Source organism: Cupriavidus sp. GW823-FHT07B10 (assembly GCF_058794355.1).
Map to the genome: position 1 here is coordinate 226,887 of NZ_JBXAGS010000002.1, position 20,634 is coordinate 247,520.

22 protein-coding genes and 1 tRNA gene are annotated in these 20,634 nt (G+C 68.0%); 17 read left to right on the forward strand and 6 right to left on the reverse strand.

The window, feature by feature from the left end; translation table 11 throughout:
• Window positions 1-5: 5 nt before the first annotated feature.
• Window positions 6-626, forward strand: coding sequence for a riboflavin synthase (locus AC1Q6V_RS05880; RefSeq protein ID WP_010813757.1), 621 nt, complete (start codon window positions 6-8; stop codon window positions 624-626).
• A 9-nt stretch (window positions 627-635) separates the two neighbouring features.
• On the opposite strand, the gene AC1Q6V_RS05885 is transcribed toward AC1Q6V_RS05880, so the two are convergent.
• The gene (locus tag AC1Q6V_RS05885; protein WP_010813758.1) at window positions 636-878 is read right to left on the reverse strand and encodes a hypothetical protein; all 243 of its coding nucleotides are present in this window, start codon (window positions 876-878) and stop codon (window positions 636-638) included.
• A gap of 467 nt (window positions 879-1,345) precedes the next feature.
• On the opposite strand from AC1Q6V_RS05885, the gene AC1Q6V_RS05890 reads away from it, so the two are divergent.
• From AC1Q6V_RS05890 to AC1Q6V_RS05920, 7 genes are all read left to right on the forward strand, one after another.
• Entirely contained in the window at window positions 1,346-1,642 is a 297-nt protein-coding gene (locus tag AC1Q6V_RS05890) for a hypothetical protein (RefSeq protein WP_010813759.1), read from the forward strand.
• A 13-nt stretch (window positions 1,643-1,655) separates the two neighbouring features.
• Window positions 1,656-2,249 carry a hypothetical protein gene (locus tag AC1Q6V_RS05895; RefSeq protein ID WP_454751181.1) on the forward strand — a complete coding sequence of 198 codons (594 nt, stop codon included), beginning with the start codon at window positions 1,656-1,658 and terminating at the stop codon, window positions 2,247-2,249.
• Entirely contained in the window at window positions 2,246-2,491 is a 246-nt protein-coding gene (locus AC1Q6V_RS05900; protein ID WP_010813761.1) for a hypothetical protein, read from the forward strand. The genes AC1Q6V_RS05895 and AC1Q6V_RS05900 overlap by 4 nt, the downstream gene beginning before the upstream one ends.
• Window positions 2,492-2,785: 294 nt before the next feature.
• Window positions 2,786-3,895 (forward strand): bifunctional 3,4-dihydroxy-2-butanone-4-phosphate synthase/GTP cyclohydrolase II, encoded by a 1,110-nt coding sequence (gene ribBA / locus AC1Q6V_RS05905; RefSeq protein WP_010813762.1) that lies wholly within the window; start codon window positions 2,786-2,788, stop codon window positions 3,893-3,895.
• Between the two features lie 72 nt (window positions 3,896-3,967).
• Window positions 3,968-4,468, forward strand: coding sequence for a 6,7-dimethyl-8-ribityllumazine synthase (ribH, locus tag AC1Q6V_RS05910; protein ID WP_010813763.1), 501 nt, complete (start codon window positions 3,968-3,970; stop codon window positions 4,466-4,468).
• Entirely contained in the window at window positions 4,461-4,979 is a 519-nt protein-coding gene (gene nusB, locus AC1Q6V_RS05915) for a transcription antitermination factor NusB (RefSeq protein WP_035821112.1), read from the forward strand. Before ribH ends, nusB begins: the two co-directional genes overlap by 8 nt.
• Window positions 4,980-5,125: 146 nt before the next feature.
• Window positions 5,126-6,307 carry a pyridoxal phosphate-dependent aminotransferase gene (locus AC1Q6V_RS05920; RefSeq protein WP_010813765.1) on the forward strand — a complete coding sequence of 394 codons (1,182 nt, stop codon included), beginning with the start codon at window positions 5,126-5,128 and terminating at the stop codon, window positions 6,305-6,307.
• 80 nt (window positions 6,308-6,387) lie between these two features.
• On the opposite strand, the gene AC1Q6V_RS05925 is transcribed toward AC1Q6V_RS05920, so the two are convergent.
• Window positions 6,388-7,446, reverse strand: coding sequence for a lytic transglycosylase domain-containing protein (locus tag AC1Q6V_RS05925; RefSeq protein ID WP_037023574.1), 1,059 nt, complete (start codon window positions 7,444-7,446; stop codon window positions 6,388-6,390).
• Between the two features lie 337 nt (window positions 7,447-7,783).
• On the opposite strand from AC1Q6V_RS05925, the gene AC1Q6V_RS05930 reads away from it, so the two are divergent.
• The 3 genes from AC1Q6V_RS05930 (at window position 7,784) to AC1Q6V_RS05940 (ending at window position 11,763) form a co-directional block, all read left to right on the forward strand.
• A complete protein-coding gene (locus tag AC1Q6V_RS05930) occupies window positions 7,784-8,020 on the forward strand; it encodes a hypothetical protein (protein ID WP_143010644.1) in 237 nt (78 codons plus the stop codon).
• Window positions 8,021-8,094: 74 nt separating this feature from the next.
• On the forward strand, window positions 8,095-9,624 hold the full coding sequence (gene ubiD, locus AC1Q6V_RS05935; RefSeq protein ID WP_010813767.1) for a 4-hydroxy-3-polyprenylbenzoate decarboxylase: 1,530 nt from the start codon (window positions 8,095-8,097) through the stop codon (window positions 9,622-9,624).
• Between the two features lie 108 nt (window positions 9,625-9,732).
• Complete coding sequence (locus AC1Q6V_RS05940; protein WP_454751182.1) at window positions 9,733-11,763, forward strand: acetoacetate--CoA ligase; 2,031 nt, start codon at window positions 9,733-9,735, stop codon at window positions 11,761-11,763.
• A gap of 21 nt (window positions 11,764-11,784) precedes the next feature.
• Here AC1Q6V_RS05940 and AC1Q6V_RS05945 read toward each other — a convergent pair whose 3' ends face one another.
• Window positions 11,785-12,438: a glutathione S-transferase family protein gene (locus AC1Q6V_RS05945; RefSeq protein ID WP_010813769.1), complete on the reverse strand. Its 654-nt coding sequence runs from the start codon at window positions 12,436-12,438 to the stop codon at window positions 11,785-11,787.
• A gap of 250 nt (window positions 12,439-12,688) precedes the next feature.
• Here AC1Q6V_RS05945 and AC1Q6V_RS05950 point away from each other — a divergent pair, with 250 nt between their 5' ends.
• A complete protein-coding gene (locus AC1Q6V_RS05950; protein WP_010813770.1) occupies window positions 12,689-13,903 on the forward strand; it encodes a polyhydroxyalkanoate depolymerase in 1,215 nt (404 codons plus the stop codon).
• 84 nt (window positions 13,904-13,987) lie between these two features.
• Window positions 13,988-14,890 (forward strand): aldose epimerase family protein, encoded by a 903-nt coding sequence (locus AC1Q6V_RS05955; protein WP_011615867.1) that lies wholly within the window; start codon window positions 13,988-13,990, stop codon window positions 14,888-14,890.
• 15 nt (window positions 14,891-14,905) lie between these two features.
• On the opposite strand, the gene AC1Q6V_RS05960 is transcribed toward AC1Q6V_RS05955, so the two are convergent.
• The 3 genes from AC1Q6V_RS05960 to AC1Q6V_RS05970 all read right to left on the reverse strand — a co-directional run bounded on the left by AC1Q6V_RS05960 (window position 14,906) and on the right by AC1Q6V_RS05970 (window position 17,480).
• On the reverse strand, window positions 14,906-15,283 hold the full coding sequence (locus AC1Q6V_RS05960; RefSeq protein WP_454751183.1) for a DUF5594 family protein: 378 nt from the start codon (window positions 15,281-15,283) through the stop codon (window positions 14,906-14,908).
• Between the two features lie 86 nt (window positions 15,284-15,369).
• Window positions 15,370-16,482: a CoA transferase gene (locus AC1Q6V_RS05965; protein WP_454751184.1), complete on the reverse strand. Its 1,113-nt coding sequence runs from the start codon at window positions 16,480-16,482 to the stop codon at window positions 15,370-15,372.
• An 8-nt stretch (window positions 16,483-16,490) separates the two neighbouring features.
• The gene (locus AC1Q6V_RS05970; RefSeq protein ID WP_454751185.1) at window positions 16,491-17,480 is read right to left on the reverse strand and encodes a tripartite tricarboxylate transporter substrate binding protein; all 990 of its coding nucleotides are present in this window, start codon (window positions 17,478-17,480) and stop codon (window positions 16,491-16,493) included.
• A 90-nt stretch (window positions 17,481-17,570) separates the two neighbouring features.
• Here AC1Q6V_RS05970 and AC1Q6V_RS05975 point away from each other — a divergent pair, with 90 nt between their 5' ends.
• The 4 genes from AC1Q6V_RS05975 (at window position 17,571) to trmB (ending at window position 20,565) form a co-directional block, all read left to right on the forward strand.
• Window positions 17,571-18,569 carry a LysR family transcriptional regulator gene (locus AC1Q6V_RS05975; RefSeq protein ID WP_454751186.1) on the forward strand — a complete coding sequence of 333 codons (999 nt, stop codon included), beginning with the start codon at window positions 17,571-17,573 and terminating at the stop codon, window positions 18,567-18,569.
• A gap of 107 nt (window positions 18,570-18,676) precedes the next feature.
• Window positions 18,677-19,537 (forward strand): transglutaminase-like domain-containing protein, encoded by an 861-nt coding sequence (locus tag AC1Q6V_RS05980; RefSeq protein WP_011615870.1) that lies wholly within the window; start codon window positions 18,677-18,679, stop codon window positions 19,535-19,537.
• A 98-nt stretch (window positions 19,538-19,635) separates the two neighbouring features.
• Window positions 19,636-19,710 (forward strand) — tRNA-Gly (locus AC1Q6V_RS05985).
• Between the two features lie 66 nt (window positions 19,711-19,776).
• Complete coding sequence (gene trmB, locus AC1Q6V_RS05990; RefSeq protein WP_454751187.1) at window positions 19,777-20,565, forward strand: tRNA (guanosine(46)-N7)-methyltransferase TrmB; 789 nt, start codon at window positions 19,777-19,779, stop codon at window positions 20,563-20,565.
• Window positions 20,566-20,634: the final 69 nt, after the last annotated feature.

Consider the following 20,634-nt stretch of genomic DNA (forward strand, 5'->3'; position numbering starts at 1 on the left):
CCACCATGTTTACAGGCATTGTCGCGGCAGTCGGCCGCATTGATTCCGTAACCCCGCTGGGCGCCGCCGATGCCGGCGTGCGCTTGCATATCGCCGCGGGCGGGCTGGACCTGTCGGACGTTATCATCGGCGACAGCATTGCCATCCAGGGCGCCTGCATGACCGTGATCGCCATGGCGCCCGACAGTTTCGACGTCGAGGTCTCGCGCGAGTCGCTGGACAAGACCGTGGGGCTGGAGAGCACCGGCCGCGTCAACCTGGAAAAGGCACTGCGCCTGGCCGACCGCCTGGGCGGCCACCTGGTGTCCGGGCACGTCGACGGCCTGGGCGAAGTCGTGCACTTCGCGCCGGTGGGCGAATCGCATGAACTGCGCATCCGCGCCCCGCGCGAGCTGGCACGCTACCTGGCCTACAAGGGCTCGGTCGTGGTCAACGGGGTGTCGCTGACCGTCAACCGCGTCAATGACGAAGCCGACGGCTGCGTGTTCTCCATCAACCTGATCCCCCACACCGTGGAAGTCACCACGCTGCAGGAACTCAAGCCGGGCGCGCGCGTGAACCTGGAGATCGACCTGATCGCCCGCTATGTGGAGCGGATGCTGTCGACCGCGCAGGCCCCCGCGTAATCCCGCGGGCTACCTGCCCTCGTCAGGCACGTTATAGGTCTCGCGCAGCTTGTCGGTGAAGGGACGCAGCGCTTCCACGCAGGCGCTGCTGTTGCCGCCCTCCATCGTGGACAGGCTCCAGTTGCAGCCGCCGGCGTCCGGCGCGTGCCAGACCACATCGCCAAAGCAGGCGCCTTCGCAGGCGGCGAACTTCGACTGCTCGGCGCGTACCAGGGCACGCAGTTCGGCCTTGTTCTTGATCTGCCTCGACATGGTTGTCTCCCATTGTTGTACAAAGTCCGCGGGCGCGATCAGGCTGCCGCCCTGATTTGAAGTCCGAGCCGCCGCTTGCCAGCGCGGCGGCATTCAGGGCGGGGCGTGCCCTTTTGTCGCGAGCATACGCTGACAAACCCTTCCTGTGGCAATTTGCTTGCACCGCCGGCCCCCTGGGAGGCGCGCCGCGCGGGGCCTGGCAGCTTTGTTGTAAGTCAGCTGGTGCCTGCAGCGCCCGAGGCCTAGAATGGTTAAGCAGCGCTTGCAGTCCATGTATACCCACAGGCGCTCGCCACTCGTTCCCGGGCCTCCCCCCTCGACAACGTCTAGCACCGGTGACTGCTGAAGTCACTCACGGGGACCACCTGGACCTTCATGCTCCCCTGCCCGCCGCGCCGCGCGCTCGTCCGCGAGCTGGCGCTCCCGCCGTTTCTTTCAACTGCCGGCCGGATTGTTGCCCGGCACCCATGAAGGAACTCACTGTGCCCGACCCCACCGCCAGAATCCTGTATCAGCGACTTCCGGCCACGCGCCTGCTGCGTGACCGGCATCCCACTGCGCCGATGCGCGCGCGCCTGGGCTTTGTGCGCCTGGCCGCGACCCACCTGCACCGTGCCGCCACGCTGCTGATCGACTGGGACCAGGCCGTGGGCAACGGATGGCCGCGGCTGCAGCCGCCGTCCTCCCCCCTGGCGAAGACATTCCGGCGCCCAGGCGCCCGGCGTTTCGCAGGCTTTCCGTGGTCCAGCGGCAAATGGACCTGACACCAAGCGAGGCATGACCATGCTCACCCTGTTGTATTTCCGGCTGAACGACATTGCCGCGGCAAGGCGCGCGCACGCGCAGCTTGGCGAGCTGGCCGCGACTCCCGCACGCATCGATGGGCCATGGTTCTTCCAGCGCGACGACCAGCCGGCCGAAGGCCTGCCCTCGCCCCACGCGGCACAGGTCACCTATCGCAATGAAGTCGCGGCAGCCGGCATGGCCGCCGGCGCAGTGCTGGTGGCCTGGCTCGTGTTCCGCTACGGCACGCCGGTCAACGCGGCCACGGGCTTCATGGCCTACCTCGGCGGCATGGCGCTGGGCGCCGTGATCGGCCGGTGGCTGGGCAGCGTGATCGGCGCCGGGATCATGCGCGCCGGCCTGAGGCGGCAGAAGCGGCAAATGACCGCAGGCCAGCTGATGATGATCTGCGCGTGCGACCCGCACGCAAAGGGGCGGCTCTGCGAGATCGCCCAGGATGCCGGCGCCGCCGCCATCGACCCACAGGATGGCCGGCTGCCCCTGCGCGGCTGGCTGACAGACCGCCACTGGCCCGCATGGCTTGCAGGCCATGGCCAGCGCGCTGTCCCACACAGGAAACAAGCATGAGCGAGAGTTTTTTCTATCAGCATTGCCACGTTGTCGTGACACTGGCCGAGGTCACCTTCGGCAAGTGGGAATGGACCTATGCGCTGGATGCGCATGCCAGGTTCACCAAACCCAACGCCGGCTTCCTCACGCGCGAGCTCGCGCTGGCTGACGCGACCCGCGCGGCCAGGGCGCGCATCGCCAGGACCTCGCGGCTGCGCGCCGCAGGCCACGACCGCACCGCGCTGGCCGCCGCCGCATAGCCCCGGCCGAGCCAGGCGCCGGCACCCTGCCGGCAACGGGGCGGCCCATGCAGCACCGCGCTCCCCACCCGCTTCAGGCAGGCGCCGCACTTTCCGGCGCCGTCGCCTCACGCCTTGCCTGCCTTGGCGTACAATACCCGGCTTGACTGGGCAACCTGCCGGGCGTATATGGCCTGGCCGGCCCGGCCCGACGCCCCGCCTCAGTCCGGCCGCTTTCAACCGCGGCCATGTTTCCTGCCCCAGCTATTCGCCGGTTTTTCGCTCGATTCGCCCCAATTTGCCGTTCAGCACGCCATGAAAATCGCCCGTACCGAAGACATCATTGCCGACATCCGCGCCGGCCGCATGGTCATCCTCGTCGATGAGGAAGACCGCGAGAATGAAGGCGACCTGGTGCTGGCTGCCGATTTCGTCACACCGGAAGCGATCAACTTCATGGCCAAGCACGGCCGCGGGCTGATCTGCCTGACCCTGACCGCCGAGCGCTGCCGCCAGCTGGACCTGCACCCGATGGTCAGCCGCAACGGCACCCAGCACGGCACCAACTTCACCGTGTCGATCGAGGCTGCCGAGGGCGTGACCACCGGCATTTCCGCCGCCGACCGCGCCCGCACCGTGCAGGCCGCCGTCGCCCGCGACGCCAGGCCGGCCGACCTGGTCCAGCCCGGCCATATCTTCCCGCTGACGGCCCAGCCCGGCGGCGTGCTGATCCGCGCCGGCCATACCGAGGCCGGCTGCGACCTGGGCGCGCTGGCAGGCCTGACGCCGGCGGCCGTGATCTGCGAGATCATGAAGGACGACGGCACCATGGCGCGCCTGCCGGACCTGATCGAGTTCGCGCAGGAACATGACCTGAAGATCGGCACCATTGCCGACCTGATCCACTACCGCAGCCGCACCGAGAGCATTATCGAGCGTGTGGGCGAGCGCGCCATGCAGACGCCCTACGGCACCTTCCACAGCATCGCCTACCGCGACAAGCCCACCGGCCAGGCGCACCTGGCGCTGGTCAAGGGTTCGCCCGCGCCGGACCAGGAAACGCTGGTGCGCGTGCACGAGCCCTTCTCGGTGCTGGACCTGCTGGAAGTGAAGTGCACCACGCATTCCTGGAGCATTCCGGCGGCAATGAAAGCCATCGCCGAGGCCGACAGCGGCGTGATCGTGCTGCTTAACTGCGGCGACTCGGCCGACCAGCTGTTCACGCAGTTCAGCGCGCTGGACGCGCCGCAGTCGCGCCCGCGCCGCAAGCCGGACCTGCGCACCTACGGCATGGGCGCGCAGATCCTGAAGGATGTTGGCGTGGGCAGGATGCGCGTGCTGGCGTCGCCGCAGCGCATGCCCAGCATGACCGGCTTCGACCTCGAGGTCACCGGCTACCAACCCATGAACGGCCAGGCCGACTGAGCCTGCGCCACCCGGACACCCCGGCAGCGCGCACCAGCGCCGTTGCCGCCCCGAAAACTGGAGAACTGAACAATGGATCACGGCTTCTACCCCAGCAACCTCGACGGTGAAGGCCTGCGTATCGGCATCGTGCAGGCCCGCTTCAACGAGCCGGTCTGCGCCGAACTGCTCGAAGCCTGCGTGGCCGAGCTGGAAAAGCTCGGCGTCGAGGGCGAAGACACCCTGGTGGTGACCGTCCCCGGCGCGCTGGAAATCCCGCTGGCGCTGCAGAAGATGTGCGAGAGCGGCCAGTTCGACGCCCTGGTCGCCCTGGGCGCCGTGGTGCGCGGCGAGACCTACCACTTCGAGCTGGTCTCGAACGAGTCGGGCGCCGGCATCACCCGCGTCGGCCTGGACTTCAATGTGCCGATCGCCAATGGCATCCTGACCGTGGATACTGACGAGCAGGCCCACGCCCGCACGCGCGAGAAGGGCCGCGACTGCGCCCGCGCCGCGGTGGAGATGGCCAACCTGGTCGCCGCGCTCGATTCGCTGCGCGGCCAGGAAGATGAAGACGAGGACGACGATGAGTGATACGTCGAACACCCCCGACAACGACGGCGGCAAGGCAGCCGGCGGCAAGCCCGCCGCGGCCCGCACCGAGGCCAAGGCACCGCCCAAGAGCGCGCGCCGCCGCTCGCGCGAGCTGGCTCTGCAAGGGCTGTATCAGTGGCTGCTGAACCGTAATGACATCGGGGCGATCCAGGCTCACCTGCATGATGCGCAAGGTTTCAACAAGGCCGACCGCGAGCACTTCGACGCGCTCCTCAACGGCGCCGTACGCGAGGAAGCCCGCCTGACCGCCGCCTTCGAGCCGTTCCTGGACCGCAAGGTCGAAGAACTGTCGCCGGTCGAGCGCGCCGCCCTGCTGGTCGGCAGCTATGAGCTGGTGCACTGCCTCGACATCCCGTACAAGGTCGTGATCAACGAAGCCGTCGAGCTGACCAAGACCTTTGGCGGCGTCGAGGGCTACAAGTACGTCAACGGCGTACTGGACAAGCTTGCCGCCCAGGTGCGCGCGGCCGAGGTCGCGGCGCGCCGCTGAGTTGCCAGCTGAGCGGCCCGCGGGCCGGCCCACGCCATCACGGCCGGCTTGCGCCGGCAGTGATGAAGACGACACCCGCCCCGGCGGGTGTTTTCATTCCTACCTATCCTTTTGCTGAACGGGCCCCGGGCCCGTCCCGGACCACCATGGACATGCAGCACCTGGCCACCGCCTCCCGCCTCGCCAATATCGAAGCCTTCCACGTGATGGAACTGGCCAAGCAGGCCGCCGCGCTGGAACGCGCCGGCCGCCATATCGTGCACATGGGTATCGGCGAGCCGGACTTTACCGCCGCCGAGCCGGTGGTGCGCGCGGCCGAAGCCGCCATGCGCCGCGGCGTGACCCAGTACACCGGTGCGCTCGGCATCCATCCGCTGCGCGAGGCCATCGCGGGCTATTACAAGACGGCCTACGGGCTGGATATCCCGGCCCGGCGCGTGATCGTCACGGCCGGCGCCTCGGGCGCGCTGCTGCTGGCGTGCGCGGTGCTGGTCGAGATCGGCGCCGAGGTGCTGATGCCCGACCCCAGCTACCCCTGCAACCGGCACTTCGTCGCCGCCTTCGACGGCGCCGCGCGCATGATCCCGAGCGGCCCGGCCGAGCGCTTCCAGCTGACCGCCGCGCAGGTCGAGGCCAACTGGGGCGAGCAGACCCGCGGCGTGCTGCTGGCATCGCCTTCCAACCCCACCGGCACCTCGATCCTGCCCGACGAGCTCGCCCGCATCCTGCAGGCCGTGCGCGCGCGCAACGGCTTTGCCATCCTCGACGAGATCTACCAGGGCCTGTCCTATGACGCGCCGCCGGTCTCGGCACTGAGCCTGGACGAGAACGTGGTCACGGTGAACAGCTTCTCCAAGTACTTCAACATGACGGGCTGGCGCCTGGGCTGGCTGGTGGTGCCGGAGGCGCTGGTCGAAGCCTTCGAGAAGGTCGCGCAGAACCTGTTCATCTGCGCGTCGGCCGTGGCGCAGTACGCCGCGCTGGCCTGCTTCACCCCCGAGGCCCTGGCGATCTACGACGAACGCAAGGCCGAGTTCCGCCGCCGCCGCGACCTGATCGTGCCGGCACTGGAGTCCCTTGGCCTGCGCGTGCCGGTGCGCCCCGACGGCGCCTTCTATGTCTACGCCGACTGCCGCGGCGTCAACCACCCCGCCGCCGGCGATGCCGACCGGCTGACGCAGGCGATGCTGCACGATGCGGGCGTGGTCATGGTGCCGGGGCAGGATTTCGGCCCGCATACGGCGAAGGACTACATCCGGATCTCGTACGCGACCTCGCGCGAGAATATCGAGGAGGCGATGGCGCGCCTCGGCAAGCTGTTCCGCTGACCGGCCTCTGCCGCGGCTGAAGCAGGCAAAAGAAAAGCACCCCGCGGGGTGCTTTTCTGATTGGCGGTACCGTTGCGCGCTCAGGCGTTGTGCGGACCGTTGTTCGCTTCCAGTTTCTCGGTCGGGGCCAGCCGCTCGGCCGGGGCCTTGACCTCGACCGGCTTGTCGGCGTTGGCGGGCGCGTTGCGCACGCCCAGCAGCTGGCGCAGGCGGGCACGCTCGGCCAGCACCTTGGCGCCGTAGCCGCCATCGGTAGCCGTGGTGGCACCGACGTAGTACTTCAGGCCGCCTTCGATCGAGCCGGCGCGGGCGATGCAGTCCTTGAGCACCAGCGCGCCGATCTTGATATTGGCATACGGGTTCAGTGCCGCGGCAACGCCGCCGACGGCCTCGTACTTGTCCTGGTGGACCTTGGTCATGACCTGCATCAGGCCCTGCGCGCCCACGCCGCTTTCGGCGTACGGGTTGAAGCTGGACTCGATCGCGATCACGCCCAGGATCAGCAGCGGGTCGATGCCGACCTCGCGGCCGGTCAGGTAGGCCGCCTTCACCAGCTGCGCGGTGGCCTGCGCCGCCACGCGGTACTTGCGGGCGATATAGTCGGCGACGGCCGCCTGCTCGCGCGCGCTGCCCAGCGTGGCGGTGCTGCGGGCGTCTTGCGCCACGCGCGTGACCGGGATCCGCGCGGCGAGGTGCGCGACCGACGGCACCTTGGCGGATGCCGCCAGGGTCCATTCGTCCACGCCCGACACCGTCGGCAGGCCGGCCTTGCCAAAGGCAAGCTTGGCCGCGGCGACGTCCGCCGAATGCGGCGGCACGGCAGTGCTGGCCACGGCAGGCGCGGCCGGCATGGCGGCGCCAACCAGCACCGCGGGTGCCTCGTCACCCGCCAGCAGCGCGGCCAGCGTGGTGCGCCATTCCTGGCTCAGCGACAGCGACACGGCCGAAACGACCGCGACCACGCCCAGGCTGTTCAGCGCGTACTTCAGCGTTGTGCGGCCACCGCGCAACGCGCGGCCCGCGACCGGATGCGCAAGACGGACCTGCAATGCCCGACTCACTCCGGGTACCGGCTGTCGGAGACGGACCTGCAAGGCCCGCCCGATGCCGGGAAGATGAAGGGTTTTCCAACCGCTCATGCTTACCTCCATCCGTTGCCCGCTTCGCGCGCCCGACTGCGGCACGCGCCCGATCTCAACGTACTCAAGTAAGGATGCCGCGCCGTCCAGCAGTGACGACCAAGCATCTGTTGGCAGGCGCTCCCCGTGCGCCCAACTGGAAACAGGCTACGCTCTGGGGGAGCGCACCCTGCCACGACTAAACTCACTACGCTCCGGCAAGTCGCCGGAGGCGACCGGTCGGCCCGCTTTGCTTCGGGTCCATACATCGGTCCTTGCTGGAGGGACTTTCTGGCACATTTTCTTTATGTGCACCCCTTGACACAGGGGGAAAATCCATGTTGCGACGCAACACTCCATGGAGCAAGACCGGATTGTAGGAACGGTGTTATATCCCGTCAAGAATAATAACTTCGGTTTCTACTACTTACAGTTATTTGTAACAATGATTGCCATGTCGCCACCGGATCACCCGATTGCCCGCAAACGCAGGCCTGGCCTTGGCTGGTCGCTCGGAAAAGTACGCTGTCAGCGACAAAAAACTTACAATTTGCGCGGCTTGGCTTTGATGATTTTTTTGCCGCGGCGCCGGTGAATGTGTATCGTCACCGACTTCGACGCCGCCTTGCAGAGGCTTTCCCCCAGCCCCGCACCACAACAGAATTCACTATGCAATACAAAGACTTGCGCGATTTCATCGGCCAACTCGAAGGCATGGGCGAGCTGCGGCGCAGCGCCCGGCCGGTTGCGCCCAACCTGGAAATGACCGAAGTCTGCGACCGGCTGCTGCGCGCTGGAGGCCCCGCGGTCCTTTTTGAGAAACCTTCCGGAGCCAGCACCGATGGAGGTATCTATAGCGTCCCCGTACTGGCCAATCTGTTCGGCACGACACACAGAGTCGCACTTGGCATGGGCGCCGAATCGATGGAGGACCTGCGCGACATCGGCCGGGTCTTGTCAGCATTGAAGGAACCGGAACCGCCGCGCGGCCTGCGCGAGGCCGGCAAGCTGTTCACGCTGGCCAAATCTGTGTGGGATATGGCACCAAAGCGCGTCAGCAGCCCGGCCTGCCAGGAGGTGGTGTGGGAAGGCAACGACGTCGACCTGGCGCGCCTGCCGATCCAGACCTGCTGGCCCGGCGACGCCGCGCCGCTGATCACCTGGGGCCTGGTGGTGACCAAGGGCCCGCACAAGAAGCGCCAGAACCTGGGCATCTACCGCCAGCAGGTGATCGGCCGCAACCAGGTCATCATGCGCTGGCTGGCGCACCGCGGCGGCGCGCTGGATTTCCGCGAGCATGCGCTGGCCAATCCCGGCAAGCCCTTCCCGATCGCGGTGGCGCTGGGCGCGGACCCCGCCACCATCCTGGGCGCGGTGACGCCGGTGCCCGATACGCTGTCCGAGTACCAGTTCGCCGGCCTGCTGCGCGGCAGCCGCACCGCGCTGGCCGGCTGCCTCACGCCGACGCTGTCCGAGCTGAGCGTGCCCGCGTCGGCCGAGATCGTGCTCGAAGGCCATATCCAGCCCGACCCGAACCACCCGTCCGGCTACCAGCATGCGCTGGAAGGCCCGTTCGGCGACCACACCGGCTATTACAACGAGCAGGACTGGTTCCCGGTGTTCACCATCGACCGCATCACCATGCGGCGCGACCCGATCTACCACTCCACCTACACCGGCAAGCCGCCCGATGAGCCGGCGGTGCTGGGCGTGGCGCTGAACGAGGTGTTCGTGCCGCTGCTGCAGAAGCAGTTCCCGGAGATCACCGACTTCTACCTGCCGCCCGAGGGCTGCAGCTACCGCATGGCGCTGGTGCGCATGAAGAAGCAGTACGCCGGCCATGCCAAGCGCGTGATGTTCGGCGTGTGGAGCTTCCTGCGGCAGTTCATGTATACGAAGTTCATCGTGGTGGTCGATGACGATGTCGACGTGCGCGACTGGAAGGAAGTGATCTGGGCCATCACCACCCGGGTCGACCCCAGCCGCGACACGGTGCTGGTCGACAACACGCCGATCGATTACCTGGACTTCGCCTCGCCGGTGTCGGGCCTGGGCTCCAAGATGGGCATCGACGCGACCGACAAGTGGCCGGGCGAGACCACGCGCGAATGGGGCACGCCGATCTCCATGGATGCCGCGGTCAAGGCGAAGGTCGACACCATGTGGGAAAGCCTGTTCGAGCGTCCGGCCGGCAACTGAATCTAAGGGCCGTTATCATTGCAGGCTGATGCCGGCTGCCGCCACACGAGCCCGGCATACCCATCGCCACCATCCGATGCCCGCGACAGACGGGCCCGAGGAGGAGACATGAGCACCCCCGCCCCTCTGACCGAAGGGAATCTGATGTGGACGCCGTCCGCGGCGTTCCGCGACAGCAGCCAGATCGCCGCCTTCATGCGCTGGCTGCGCGCCGAGCGCAGCCTGGCCTTTGACGACTACGACAGCCTGTGGCAGTGGTCGGTCACCGAGCTGGAAGCCTTCTGGGATGCCGTGCGCGCGTATTTCGACGTGCATTTCGACACGCCCGCCACGCAGGTGCTGGACCGCCACACCATGCCGGGCGCGCGCTGGTTCGAAGGCGCGACGCTGAACTACGTGCAGCAGGTATTCCGCCATGCCGGCACCAGCACCGGCACCGCCCGCCAGCGCGCCGCGATCCGTTACGCCGGCGAAGCGCAGCCGCTGGCCGAAGTGAGCTGGGACACCCTCGAAGCCCAGGTCGCGTCGCTGGCGCATGCGCTGCGCCAGATGGGTGTGCAGCGCGGCGACCGTGTCGCCGGCTACCTGCCCAATATCCCCGCCACCATCGTCGCCTTCCTCGCCACCGCCAGCCTCGGCGCGGTGTGGTCGGGCTGCGCGCCCGACATGGGCCAGGTGGCAGTGATCGACCGCTTCCGCCAGATCGAGCCCAAGGTGCTGATAGCAGTCGATGCCTACCGCTATGGCGGCAAGGTCTACGACCGCGCCCCGGTGGTGGCAGACCTGGTCGCCACCCTGCCCTCGCTGACCGATCTCGTGCTCGTGCCACAGGTCGGCAGCAATGCGGCGCCGCCCGCCGGCGTGCGCACCCATGCCTGGCAGGAGGTGCTGGCGCACGACGTGCCGCTGGCGATCGAGCCGGTGCCGTTCGACCACCCGCTGTGGATCGTCTATTCGTCCGGCACCACCGGCATGCCCAAGCCGATCGTGCATGGCCATGGCGGCATCGTCATCGAGCAGCTCAAGCTGATGGCCTTCCATAACAACCTGGACCCGGACGATGTCTTCCACTGGTACAGCAGCAGCGGCTGGATCATGTGGAACGCGCAGGTGGCCGGGCTGCTGCTGGGCACCACCATCGCACTGTATGACGGCAACCCGGCTTTTCCGGATGCCGGCGTGCTGTGGCGCTTCGTCGACGATGCCGGCGTGACCATGTTCGGCGCCGGCGCGGCCTTCTTCACCAACTGCATGAAGGCGGGCATCGAGCCGGCGCGCATCGCCGACGTGTCGCGCCTGCGCGGGCTCGGCTCGACCGGCTCGCCGCTGCCGGTCGAGGCCTACGACTGGATCTACCGCCATGTGCGCGAAGACATCTGGCTGGTGCCGATGTCGGGCGGCACCGACTTTGCCGGCTCGTTCGTCGCCGGCTGCCCGCTGCTGCCGGTCTATTCCGGCGAGATGCAGTGCCGCTGCCTGGGCGCCAGGGTGGAGGCCTTCGACGACCACGGCCAGCCGCTGCTCGACGCGGTGGGCGAACTGGTCTGCACCGAGCCGATGCCGTCGATGCCGCTCTACCTGTGGGGCGACACCGACGGCAAGCGCTATCGCGACAGCTATTTCGACACCTATCCCGGCGTCTGGCGGCATGGCGACTGGATCAAGATCACAAGGCGCGGCGGCGCTGTGATCTACGGGCGCTCGGACGCCACCATCAACCGCCACGGCATCCGCATGGGCACCAGCGAGCTGTACCGCGTGGTGGAAGACCTGCCGGAGGTGCTCGACAGCATGGTGGTCGACCTGGAATACCTGGGCCGCGAATCCTATATGCCGCTGTTCGTAGTGCTGCGCGAAGGCCTGGTGCTGGATGATGCGCTGCGCGACACCCTGCGCGCGCGCATCCGCGACGCGCTGTCCTCGCGCCACGTGCCCAACGAGATCGTGCAGGTGCCCGGCGTGCCGCGCACGCTGTCGGGCAAGAAGATGGAGGTGCCGATCAAGAAGCTGCTGCTCGGCCATGCGCCGCAGGGCATCGCCAACCGCGATGCGATGGCCAACCCGGACACGCTCGACTGGTACTTCGACTACGCCGCACGCTTCCTGGCTGCGCGGCAAGCCGAATCGGCCACGGCGTAGCGTCAGCGCCGGCGGCGGCCGCTAGAACTCCACATCCAGCTCGCTGATTTCGTCGGGTTCCTCGCGCGCCGCCGCGATCCACTCCTGCAGTTCCGGCATCGACAGGATCTGCTTGCAGTAGGCAACCGGCACGGGATCGAGCATCACGCCATAGGTGACAAAGCGCGTCACCACCGGCGCGTACATGGCGTCGGCCATGGTGCGCGTGCCGAACAGGTATGGCCCGCCGTAGCGCGTCAGGCATTCGGTCCAGATCGCCGTGACGCGATCGATGTCCGCCTGCGCACGCGACCACACCTTCATCCCGGGGAAATGCCCCTTCAGGTTCATCGGCAGCGCCGAACGCATCGCGGCGAACCCGGAATGCATCTCGCCGCAGATGGCACGGCAGTGGGCACGCGCGGCGCGGTCTTCCGGCAGCAGGCCAGCCTTGGGGTGGATTTCATTCAGGTATTCGGCGATTGCCAGCGTGTCCCACACCGTCACGCCGTGGTGGCGCAGGCACGGCACCAGGATCGACGGGGACAGCAGCAGGATTTCCGCACGCGCCGCGGCGTCGTCCGGCGGCACCAGCACTTCTTCGAATTCCAGGCCGGCAAAGCGCGCCAGCAGCCAGCCGCGCAGCGACCATGAGGAATAGGTCTTGCTGCTGATGGTGAGTGTGGTCTTGGACATCGCGCCTCCTTTACTGCTTGTTGCCGCTAATGGCCGCGCACCTATGCAGTGCATCCGGCAGGCACCAGTCTGAAGCCGCTGCGCGCAACGCGCCGCGAAGCGGCGCCATGCCCATGCGCCAGGCGCATGCCTCGCTACTTGCGCGGCATTGTCCGCCCGCTCACAGCACAATGCGCAAGGCGCGTGCCAGGCATAAACTGATGGCATGCATATTGCGGCTCGCAAGAACCAGAATAGCGGGGACCGAGCCATGCTGTACCACGCCTACCAGATCTACGCGGACATGATACTGCCGGCCTGCACGCTGGCGGAGCTGGCTGCCGCGACGCTGGCGGCAAATCCCAGGTCCGGTGGTTTCGACGCGGTGCCCCGCCTGCGTGCCGCCTGCGAGCTCATCGCACTGGTGCGGCTCACGCACCACCGGCCGGCCTTCGGCATCGACCACGCAACCGTCGGCGGCCAGCCGGTGCCGGTCACCGAGGAAGTCGTCGCGCGCACGCCGTTCTGCTCGCTGCTGCACTTCCGCCGCCACGGCATCGTCGGCCAGCCGCGCGTGCTGCTGGTGGCGCCGATGTCCGGCCACTTCGCCACGCTGCTGCGCGGCACGGTCCAGACCATGCTGGCCGACCACGACGTCTATCTCACCGACTGGCACAACCCCCGCGACATTCCGTTGCTGGCCGGGCGCTTCGGCTTCGATGAATTCGTGCAGCACCTGATCGGCTTCCTGCAGACGCTGGGCGGCGGCACGCATCTGGTGGCGATTTGCCAGCCTGCCGTGGCAGCGCTGGCGGCAGCGGCACTCATGGCCGAGGACGGGGATCCCGCCCAGCCGCCCAGCCTGACGCTGATGGCCGGCCCCATCGACGCGCGCGTCAATCCGACCAAGGTCAACGCGCTGGCCATGAGCCAACCCCTCGAATGGTTCGAGCGCACCTTGATCGGCATGGTGCCGCTGCGCTTTGCCGGCGCGATGCGGCGCGTCTACCCGGGCCACGTGCAGCTGCTGGCCTTCATGAGCATGAACCCGGAGCGGCACGAACAGGCGCTGCGCGAGCTCTACGCCCTGCGCGAGCGCGGCGAGCACGACAAGGCCGATGCCATCCGCGACTTCTACATCGAGTACTTCGCCACCATGGACCTGACCGCGGAGTTCTACCTGGAAACCGTCAGCCTGGTATTCCAGCGCTTCCTGCTGGCCCAGGGCCTGCTTGACGTGAGCGGACGCCGTGTCCGCACGCGCGCCATCCACCGCACCGCCCTGCTCACCGTGGAGGGTGAACGCGACGATATCTGCGCCATCGGCCAGACCGTGGCGGCGCAGGACCTGTGCTCCAGCCTGCGCCCCTACATGCGCATGCATCATGTGCAGACCGGGGTCGGGCACTATGGCGTGTTCAACGGCAGGCGGTGGGAGACGCAGGTGTACCCGCTGGTGCGCAACACCATCTACACCAGCAGCTAACCCGGCAGCCGCCAGCGCGCTGGCCTCGCTTATCATGGCAGCTGCGCCGGGCGGCACGCGAACGGCGCGGCACCAACGATCAACATGCCATTGCTACCGACACAAGACTTCCAGGGCCAGCCGCTGGTCCGGATCGGCGATGCCGACACGTTCCTGCTGCTCGCCCCGCAACACGGCGGGCGGCTGGTCCGCTGGGTGCACCGCGGACAGGACATCCTCTACTGGCCGGACGCTGCCGACTGGTCCCGCCCGGCCAAGGTCCGCGGCGGCAACCCGCTGCTGTTTCCGTTTATCGGCCGGCATTTTGCCGATGGCAATCCGGGCCAGTGGCGCGACGGACAAGGGACCATGCGCACGCTGGCGCAGCACGGCTTTGCGCGCGACCTGCCCTTCGACGTCAGCGCCATCGACGCGCAAGCCGCGATCACGATGACGCTGCGCGACAGCGATGCAACGCGGGCCGGCTACCCCTTTGCCTTTGTCTTCGACGCCATCTACCGCTTGCTGCCCGACGGCCTCGAAGTCACGCTGCGCACCATCAATACCGGCGCGCAACGCCTGCCCTGCTATCCCGGCCACCATTTCTATTTCGCGCTGCCGCACGCGCAACGTGGCGCCGCGTCGCTGGCATTGCCGGGCACGGACCGCATGCGCCAGCTACCCGATGGCAGCCCCGGGCCCGCAGAGCGGGGCGAGACGACTTACTGGCTGGACGACGCACGCCTGCAGGACACGTTCCACGTCTTTCGCGACAGCCCGTCCGCCGCGCTGGCGATGCCGGACCGCCGCGTCACGTTCGAACTCGACCTTGCCGGCAGCGCGCCATGGCATGCCGTGACGACCTGGTCCGAAAACGAAACCTCCGACTTCTATTGCGTGGAACCGTGGGCAGGCCTGCCCGACGCGATCCACCACGGTCAGGGGCTGCGCTGGATCGAGCCGGGGCAAACGGAAAGCGCGATATGCCGGCTGCGGGTGGCTGGCTGAGTCAGTGCACCCGGCTCAGCGCTCGAAATCCAGTCCGCCGATCAGGATCGCCGGGTCAGCCTGCGACAGCGAGCGGAAATCGATCCCGCGCGGCTCCTGCCAGGCGCGCAGCTTTGCCGGCAGCGCCGCCAGGTAACCGGCAAAGCGCGTCTCGCCCCCTGCCGCAAACAGCCGTTGCACCTCCAGCCCGTCCCACGCCAGCGTGATATCCAGCGCATAAGGGTGGCGCCGCAGGTCCGGCGGACCATCCCCGGTCATGCGCAGGCGCGGTGGCCGGCCGGGGGCTTCGGCGGGCAGGGTATGGAGTTGCACGCGCCGGTCATGCTGGCCAATCGCGGCGGCGATGCGCGGCAGGCATTCCGCTTCAAAGCGGGCGAAGAAATCGGTGGTCAAGGTGGCGGCGTCCTGACGTTGCGAGTTGGAGCGATGGCGGCACACAGCCGTGCGCCATCGTGCCAGCAACTATACGCCGCCGGGTGTCATACCGGGCGGTAGACCTGGAAGCCCAGCCCCGGCGACAGCACCTCGGTCTCCCCTTCCTGCAGCGCCACCGGCCGCAGGCTGCCATTGGCCATCGACTCCCCCGCAAACTCAGCGATATTGCGCAGGCGGGCCGCCGGGATCCCCAGCGCGCTGAGGCGCAATTCCAGATCCTCCGCGGTGCCCGCCGCCACTGCGCCCGCAATCGCCCGCTTGAGCGCGGCCGGATCGAGCGAGCGCACGAAGGCAGGCAAGGCGCCCGCATCCAGCGGCGTCTCGAACAAGGCCGGATCTTGCGCAAGCCCGCCCAGCCCGAGTGCGTCAAGCAGCGCCAGCAACTGCTTCGGCGTATTCGCGCCGATCGCCAGCCAGCCATCCTGCGTGCGGAAGAAATCGGCCGACGGGCTGCCCGAATAGCCCTGGTTGCCCTGCCGCGCCGGCACGCCGCCGGTGGTCATGGCATCGCACGTCATCGGATACATCAGTTGCAGGCCGGCGGTGGCCATCGAGACATCGAGCAGCATGCCCCGCCCCGTGCGTTCGCTCTCGCGCACGCCGGCCAGGATGGCAAAGGCGGCCAGCATGCCGGTGGCCGAGTCGATCACCGGGAAGCCGGTCTTCATCGGCGGATCGCCCTCGGTGCCGGCCATCCAGGCCATGCCGGTGGCGGCCTGCACCACGTGGTCGTAGGCAGGCCGGCCATGCCACTGCGCCGCGCCGCGGCCAAAGCCCGAGATGCTGCAATAGACCACGCGCGGATTGCGCGCGCGCACGGCTTCATAGCCCAGCCCGAAGCGCTCGAGCACGCCCGGCCGCAGGTTGTCGACGAAGACATCGCAGCGGCCGGCCAGTTCCAGCGCGTGTTCGCGCCCTGCCTCATCCGACAGGTCGAGCGCCAGCGACGACTTGCCCGCATTGAGCGCGACAAAGGCGGCATGCCCCTTGCCCGCGCGGCGCATCACGTCGCCACCGCCGGCGCTCTCGACCTTGGTGATCCGCGCCCCCAACTGCGCCAGCAGGAAGGTGGCAAACGGCCCGGCGATCACGTGCGAGAAATCCAGCACGGTGATGCCGGCCAGCGGGGCAAAGTCCGGTTGTGGAGTGAGGGTCATGGGATAGCCTATTCGATGGTGATGCGGTTCTTGTCGATAACCTGGCGGATGCGGGTGGTCTCATCGGCCACCAGCCGCGAGAAGGCTTCAGGCGTGGGCGTCGGCGCAAGCACCGCGCCCATCTCGGCATAGCGCCGGCGCAGGCCGGGATCGCCCAGCGCCTGCATCACCGCGGCATGCAGCCGCGCCACGATCGGCGCGGGCAGATGCGGCGGCGCCCAGATGCCGCTCCATGCGTCGAGATCGAGATCCTTGCGGCCCAGCGCCTCATTCAGCGTGGGCACCTGCGGCAGCACCGCGGCGCGGCTGGCCGAGGTCACCGCCAGGGCCCGCACCTTGCCGCTGGCGATCTGCGGAATCGCCGTCGCCGCCACCGGGAAGCCGAACTGCGTGTCGCCCTTTATCAGCGATGGCACGATCTCGACCGAGCCCTTGTACGGCACATGCACCACGTCGATGCCGGCGGCCGACGCAAACGCCGCGCCCGACACATGCGCGGCCGAGCCGATCCCGCCCGAGGCGTAGTTCAGCGTGCCCGGCGCGCGCCGCGCCGCGGCGACCAGGTCGGCCACGTTCTGGTACGGCGAGCCGGCGCTGACCACCAGCACCGCCGGACTGACGCCGACGCGGATGATGTGGGTGAACGCCATCGGGTCGAACTTCGCGCCGGGCTGCAGCAGCTTCTGCGTGACATGGGTCGAGGCACCCAGCATCAGCGTGTAGCCATCCGCCGGCTGCTGCGCGACAAACTCCGCGGCCAGGATGCCGCCTGCACCGACCTTGTTCTCGACCACCACCGGCTGGCCAAGCTCTCGCGCCAGCAACTCAGCCAGCTTGCGGGTCTGGATATCCGGACCGCCGCCGGCGGCGTAGGGCACCACCAGCCGGATCGGGCGGTTGGGATAGGGACTGGCCGCACCGGCCCTGCCCAGCGCGGCAGCGGCCGGCAGCGCCAGCAGGGACTTCAGCAGCAGGCGGCGCCCGACGTTGGCATGCATCGCATGTCTCCTCCATGGTTTGCCCCGATTGTCCGGCGCCGGGCCATTCGAAACAATTATCCAGTCTTGATGGAATCATCACGTTTTGTTATGAGTCCCGCCTCCCCTACGCGCGCCAGCGCCGCCACGCCGTCTCCCAACCGGATTGACCGGCTGCGCATCCGGCACCTGCGCCTGCTCGACCTGGTGGCGCGCAGCGGCTCGCTGACCGCGGCCGGCGAAGCGCTGCATATCAGCCAGCCCGCCGTCACCAAGATGCTGCAGGAACTGGAGTACGCCTTCGGCTGCAGGCTGATCGAACGCACCACGCGCGGCGGACGGCTGAGTGCCGCGGGCGAACGCGCGCTGGAGCGGCTGCGCGTGGTGCTGGGCGTGATCGACGCCGCCGGCGAGGCGCTGCAGGCGCGCCCGGAAGTGCCGCTGGTCCGGCTGGGCATGCTGCCGCTGGTGGGCGTGGACGTGCTGCCGCAGGCGGTCGCGCTGCTGCGGGCCCAGGACGCGCTGCCGCGGCTGGCAGTGCGCGAACATAGCGTCGGCGGCCTGACCGCAATGCTCTGCGAAGGCGAACTCGACTGCATCGTGGGCCGGCTGCAGAAAGACGACACCGACCAGCTCAAGGCCAGGGTCCACATCACCCCGCTGCGCGATGAATACCTGGCCGTGGTCTGCGCCCCCGCCCACGCGCTGGCGCGGCGCCGCGAGGTCGCGCTGGCGGACCTGCATGAAGGTCCCTGGATCCTGCCGCCGCGCGGCACCCACACGCGCGACGTGTTCGAGCAGCCATTCCTCGACGCCGGCCAGCTGCCGCCCGTTCCGCATATCGAATCGGCCTCGTTCCACAGCAACCTGGCCATGACCGCCGCGGGCGGCTTCCTGACGGTGGCGCCGGCCACGGCGCTGTCCCACTACCAGGCCATGTCGATGGTGCGGGAAGTGCGGCTGCGCACCCCGTTTGCATCGGGCCGGCTGGTCTTCATCACCCCGGCGCAGATCGAGGCGCCGCCCGCCGTGATCCGGTTGCGCGAAGCCCTCGAAGCGGTGACAAGGCAGGACACCGGCGCACCGCCGGCACGCGCGCGGCGCCGCTGACAGGTCACGGTCTGGCTGCCGCACTACACTGGCAATGGATGCACCGCCATTTCCGGCCCCAGGGAACCGGCCGCCTTTCCACGGCCCCAGCCAGTGCTGACCACCCGATGAACCGCCTCAGGTACGCAGTAAGCCTGTCCTATGAAGTCATGGATCCCATGGCGGACTTCCTGCTCAATATCGAAGCCGCCCGCACGCCCCGGCAGTCCGTCGTCTCGGAGCAGCTGACGCTGCCGCCCGGCCTCGAGACCGCCCGCTACACCGATCCCGTGCTGGCCAACCGGCTGCTCAGGCTGCGCGCACCCCAGGGCCCCCTCGGCATCCGCTATGAGGCGATCATCGACATCGATCACTACCTGGAAGACGGCGACAGGTTGTCAGAAGTGCCCGTTGCCGAGCTGCCCTTCGATGTCCTGCCCTACCTGGCACCAAGCCGCTACTGCGAATCCGACCGCCTGATGGAATTCGCCAGCCGCGAGTTCGGCGGCATGCTGCGGGGCTATGTGCGCGTCTACGCCATCCGCGAGTGGGTGCGCAATCATGTGCGCTTCCTGTCGCGGTCCACCAACGAACGCACCTCGGCTGCCGACACAATCGTGGAACGCACCGGCGTCTGCAGGGATTTCGCCCACCTGATGATCGCCCTGTGCCGCGCGCTGAGCATCCCGGCACGCATGTCCAGCAGCCTCGACTACGGCGCGGACGCAGACATGGGCGGGCCGGATTTCCACGCGGTGGTGGAGGTCTACCTGTCGCACCGCTGGTACCTGCTGGATCCTTCGGGCATCTCGATCCCCACCGGCCTGCTTCGCATCGGCACCGGCCGGGATGCCGCGGACATACCGTTTGCGGCCATCTTCGGCCAGGTAAGGTCGGAGCGTCCCGCGGTGGAAATCGAGCCGTTGACGGATGCGGCGGCTGGTATCGGGATGCCGGTGTTTACGCCGCAGGCGATTTCTACGTGGTAGCGGATCAGGACGTTAGTGCTGGCACAGGCACTTATTTTGCCCGTACCGTAGCTGGCTGCTTGCGTCTTCGCCGGAAATCCGCATAGAATCGCGGATTCGCGGGCGTCGTATAATGGCTATTACCTTAGCTTCCCAAGCTAAAGACGTGGGTTCGATTCCCATCGCCCGCTCCACTTCCAGTCGAGACAAGCCGCCTTTGCCACCATTACGGTGATCTGCCCGGCGGCTTTTTTGTTGCCATGCTTCCCCAAGACCCCAGCACCGAACCGACGCCGGCTGACGACGCCGCGCCGGTAGACAGCGCCGGACAAGCGTCCGCCCCCTCTCCTGCCGATCCTGAAGGCGTTGCGCATCCGCGCCGGATCCGTTCGTTCGTGCGCCGCGCGGGGCGGACCTCGACCGGGCAGCAGCGTGCCATCGACGAAGTCGGGCCGCGCATGATGGTGCCGTACGCACCGCAGCCACTGGACTGGGAGGCAACATTTGGCCGCAAGGCACCGTCGATCCTTGAGATCGGCTTCGGCATGGGCGAGACCACCGCGCATATCGCCGGCCTGCGGCCGCAAGACAACTTCCTGGGCTGCGAGGTGCATGAGCCCGGCGTGGGCGCGCTGCTCAAGCTGATCGACGAGCGCGGCCTGGCCAATGTGCGGATCCTCCAGCACGATGCGGTGGAGGTGATCGCGCATATGCTGACCGATGACTGCCTGGACGGCGTGCATATCTACTTCCCGGACCCCTGGCACAAGAAGCGCCACAACAAGCGCCGGCTGGTGCAGCCGCCGCTGGTGAAGGTGCTGGCCGCGCGGCTGAAGCCGGGCGGCTATATCCATTGCGCGACCGACTGGGAAGAGTATGCGCACCAGATGGTGGAAGTGCTGTCGGGCGAGCCGTTGCTGGAGAACACCTCGATCGCTGCGGACGGATTTGCCGAGCGGCCCGATTACCGGCCCGTGACCAAGTTCGAGCGGCGCGGCGTGCGCCTCGGGCATGGCGTGTGGGACGTGGTCTTTCGCAAGCGCGCCTGAGCGCTGGCGACGGAGAAACAAAAAAGCGTGGCACCTGCCACGCTTTTTTGTTGCCTGCTGCAATCCCGC

Bases quoted from the DNA above. Each gene is read 5' to 3' on its own strand.
- trmB (WP_454751187.1), top strand. From the start codon at position 19,777: ATGCTTCCCCAAGACCCCAGCACCGAACCGACGCCGGCTGACGACGCC.
- AC1Q6V_RS05925 (WP_037023574.1), bottom strand. From the start codon at position 7,446: ATGAGCGGTTGGAAAACCCTTCATCTTCCCGGCATCGGGCGGGCCTTG.
- AC1Q6V_RS05955 (WP_011615867.1), top strand. From the start codon at position 13,988: ATGCCATTGCTACCGACACAAGACTTCCAGGGCCAGCCGCTGGTCCGG.
- ribBA (WP_010813762.1), top strand. From the start codon at position 2,786: ATGAAAATCGCCCGTACCGAAGACATCATTGCCGACATCCGCGCCGGC.
- AC1Q6V_RS05900 (WP_010813761.1), top strand. From the start codon at position 2,246: ATGAGCGAGAGTTTTTTCTATCAGCATTGCCACGTTGTCGTGACACTG.
- AC1Q6V_RS05940 (WP_454751182.1), top strand. From the start codon at position 9,733: ATGAGCACCCCCGCCCCTCTGACCGAAGGGAATCTGATGTGGACGCCG.
- AC1Q6V_RS05945 (WP_010813769.1), bottom strand. From the start codon at position 12,438: ATGTCCAAGACCACACTCACCATCAGCAGCAAGACCTATTCCTCATGG.
- AC1Q6V_RS05880 (WP_010813757.1), top strand. From the start codon at position 6: ATGTTTACAGGCATTGTCGCGGCAGTCGGCCGCATTGATTCCGTAACC.
- AC1Q6V_RS05920 (WP_010813765.1), top strand. From the start codon at position 5,126: ATGGACATGCAGCACCTGGCCACCGCCTCCCGCCTCGCCAATATCGAA.
- AC1Q6V_RS05930 (WP_143010644.1), top strand. From the start codon at position 7,784: ATGGAGCAAGACCGGATTGTAGGAACGGTGTTATATCCCGTCAAGAAT.
- AC1Q6V_RS05975 (WP_454751186.1), top strand. From the start codon at position 17,571: ATGAGTCCCGCCTCCCCTACGCGCGCCAGCGCCGCCACGCCGTCTCCC.
- nusB (WP_035821112.1), top strand. From the start codon at position 4,461: ATGAGTGATACGTCGAACACCCCCGACAACGACGGCGGCAAGGCAGCC.
- AC1Q6V_RS05890 (WP_010813759.1), top strand. From the start codon at position 1,346: ATGAAGGAACTCACTGTGCCCGACCCCACCGCCAGAATCCTGTATCAG.
- ubiD (WP_010813767.1), top strand. From the start codon at position 8,095: ATGCAATACAAAGACTTGCGCGATTTCATCGGCCAACTCGAAGGCATG.
- AC1Q6V_RS05895 (WP_454751181.1), top strand. From the start codon at position 1,656: ATGACCATGCTCACCCTGTTGTATTTCCGGCTGAACGACATTGCCGCG.
- ribH (WP_010813763.1), top strand. From the start codon at position 3,968: ATGGATCACGGCTTCTACCCCAGCAACCTCGACGGTGAAGGCCTGCGT.
- AC1Q6V_RS05885 (WP_010813758.1), bottom strand. From the start codon at position 878: ATGTCGAGGCAGATCAAGAACAAGGCCGAACTGCGTGCCCTGGTACGC.
- AC1Q6V_RS05950 (WP_010813770.1), top strand. From the start codon at position 12,689: ATGCTGTACCACGCCTACCAGATCTACGCGGACATGATACTGCCGGCC.
- AC1Q6V_RS05980 (WP_011615870.1), top strand. From the start codon at position 18,677: ATGAACCGCCTCAGGTACGCAGTAAGCCTGTCCTATGAAGTCATGGAT.
- AC1Q6V_RS05965 (WP_454751184.1), bottom strand. From the start codon at position 16,482: ATGACCCTCACTCCACAACCGGACTTTGCCCCGCTGGCCGGCATCACC.
- AC1Q6V_RS05970 (WP_454751185.1), bottom strand. From the start codon at position 17,480: ATGCATGCCAACGTCGGGCGCCGCCTGCTGCTGAAGTCCCTGCTGGCG.